Origin of the sequence: Rhizobium sp. 268, from assembly GCF_036571585.1 — a bacterium.
GTDB lineage: Bacteria > Pseudomonadota > Alphaproteobacteria > Rhizobiales > Rhizobiaceae > Rhizobium > Rhizobium redzepovicii.
Window position 1 is genome coordinate 1 of sequence record NZ_JAPPSO010000064.1, and the last position, 1,716, is coordinate 1,716.

Here is a 1,716-nt window from a genome sequence, read left to right on the forward strand (position 1 = left end):
CGTGCATAAGCTACTTATCATATTCCCTGGCGAGCAGAAATGGACGGACCGATAATTTTCAGGATGCAGCGATAACGACAATTGCGTCCTGTTCATATATCTAAATGAGTAGTGGTTAATTCCGAAGGAAGTTCGGAAACGCAAAAATACGCAGCTGCCGGTGCAATGTAGTTTCGAGGCGCCGGAAACGTAAAACGATATTTGTTCAAAACAAAACATGCAAACACAGGAGGATAGGTCGTGATCTATCAGAGAATTATTCTTGCGCGCTTTGCTCAAGCATTGGCTTGTAATAGGAAGCATTCTGCGTGCACCCGCTCAGGCGCCGGGAAGAATTCTACCGCCTATTGTGCAGATTCATGCGAGACGCTCCTGATGCCGGACATCGGCAAATAATGGCGCGAGAGGGGTTGCGCGCAGCCGAGGCCATCTGTGTCGATGCGTAATGGCTCGAGGCTTGCATGCAACCCCTACCATATCCACCCATTGTCGAAATTGATGACGCTGCCTTTCATATGGCAGAGCGGAGGCTAAGATGACCACGGCATGTGATGAGAAACATATCGAATTGAAGCCGATTTCGAGCTGCAGACAAGAAGTCGAAATCGCGATGGTGGAAATGCTCGTCAGTTTGCAGAAACGTGGATGGTCGGCGGCGGAGTTGGCACTGGCGCTCGCAGATGCCTCCGAAGATCTCGTCATGCTGATTGCGACCAAAAGGATTCGACCGAATTAGGTCGTGGTGACGATTTAACGATTTGGGATTCCGCCGGAGGCGCAAATCAGATTCAAGGCTGACTTTTGGAGATCGGCCGTGGATTGTGATGCGCTTCGGGATGACCAGTGGGAACGGATCAAGAATTGTGTGCCGAGCGGCACGAAGGGCAAACGCGGCCCGCGCACGAACAACCGGCTGTTCCTGGACGCGCTATTGTGGACCGCCCGTTCCGGCGGTCGCTGGCGTGACCTGCCCGAACGGCTCGGCGGGCACTCTAAACTTAACGCTGCGAAGACAAGATCTGGGAGTGAGGCTTTGGTTCGTTCGGTGTGAAGGCGCGCGATTTGGCGCCATGCTTGCATGGCAGTTGCTCGCAGTTCTCGATGGTGGGTGGATGGAATATCGTGGCAGGGAACGTTAAAGAGGTTGGCGATCGGGTCGTGTACGGAAACGAAACGCTGAAGATGTCGCGCTGACTTGAAGCGCTTCATGATCCTCTCCCGCCGTCGGACGGGTTGATGAGAGGGTACTGTCACATTGATTGAGCGGTAAGGAAATTGAGGTAGCAGCGCACCCATGACCGTGAGTGCACCGACCTACAGGAACCACCGCTATCCGATCGAAATCGTAGCCCGTGCTGTCTGGCTCTACTTTCGCTTTAATCTGAGCCTGCGCGATGTCGAGGAAATGCTGCTCGATTTCGGGATCGTCGTTTCCTACGAGACCATCCGCCGATGGTACCGAAAGCATGGCCTTGATTATGCGCGACGCATACGCCGCAAGGCGCCGACGAATGGCGATGTCTGGCACTTCGATGAAGGTGTGCCGCGAGGCATCCACAGGGTATTGTCACGTTAACTGAGCTGCGGTTGCCTGCCTGACGGGTTGGGCGTAGATTTCGGCGATGCAGACACGAGACATCAGCTTCAAACGTCACCGTTTTCCGCCACGGATCGTTTCTCACGCGGTCTGGCTTTATTTGCGGTTCAACCTTAGTC

The 1,716-nt window shown here is 54.0% G+C and carries 1 protein-coding gene and 4 pseudogenes; 4 read left to right on the forward strand and 1 reads right to left on the reverse strand.

Annotated features, from left to right (window positions below):
- Positions 1-535: 535 nt before the first annotated feature.
- Both OS035_RS33410 and OS035_RS33415 read left to right on the forward strand, forming a co-directional pair.
- Positions 536-736 carry a hypothetical protein gene (locus OS035_RS33410; protein WP_128409343.1) on the forward strand — a complete coding sequence of 67 codons (201 nt, stop codon included), beginning with the start codon at positions 536-538 and terminating at the stop codon, positions 734-736.
- A gap of 78 nt (positions 737-814) precedes the next feature.
- Positions 815-985: pseudogene (locus OS035_RS33415) on the forward strand (transposase); the annotation flags it as partial.
- 65 nt (positions 986-1,050) lie between these two features.
- Here OS035_RS33415 and OS035_RS33720 read toward each other — a convergent pair.
- A pseudogene (locus OS035_RS33720) lies at positions 1,051-1,242 on the reverse strand (IS6 family transposase); the annotation flags it as partial.
- 52 nt (positions 1,243-1,294) lie between these two features.
- Between OS035_RS33720 and OS035_RS33425 the strand changes: the two are divergent.
- Together OS035_RS33425 and OS035_RS33430 are read left to right on the forward strand one after the other, a co-directional pair.
- Positions 1,295-1,543 (forward strand): annotated as a pseudogene (locus tag OS035_RS33425) (IS6 family transposase); the annotation flags it as partial.
- Positions 1,544-1,622: 79 nt separating this feature from the next.
- Positions 1,623-1,716 (forward strand): annotated as a pseudogene (locus OS035_RS33430) (IS6 family transposase); the annotation flags it as partial.

What these genes read in the sequence shown, in the direction of transcription:
- OS035_RS33410 (WP_128409343.1), top strand. Translation starts at nt 536, where the DNA reads ATGACCACGGCATGTGATGAGAAACATATCGAATTGAAGCCGATTTCG.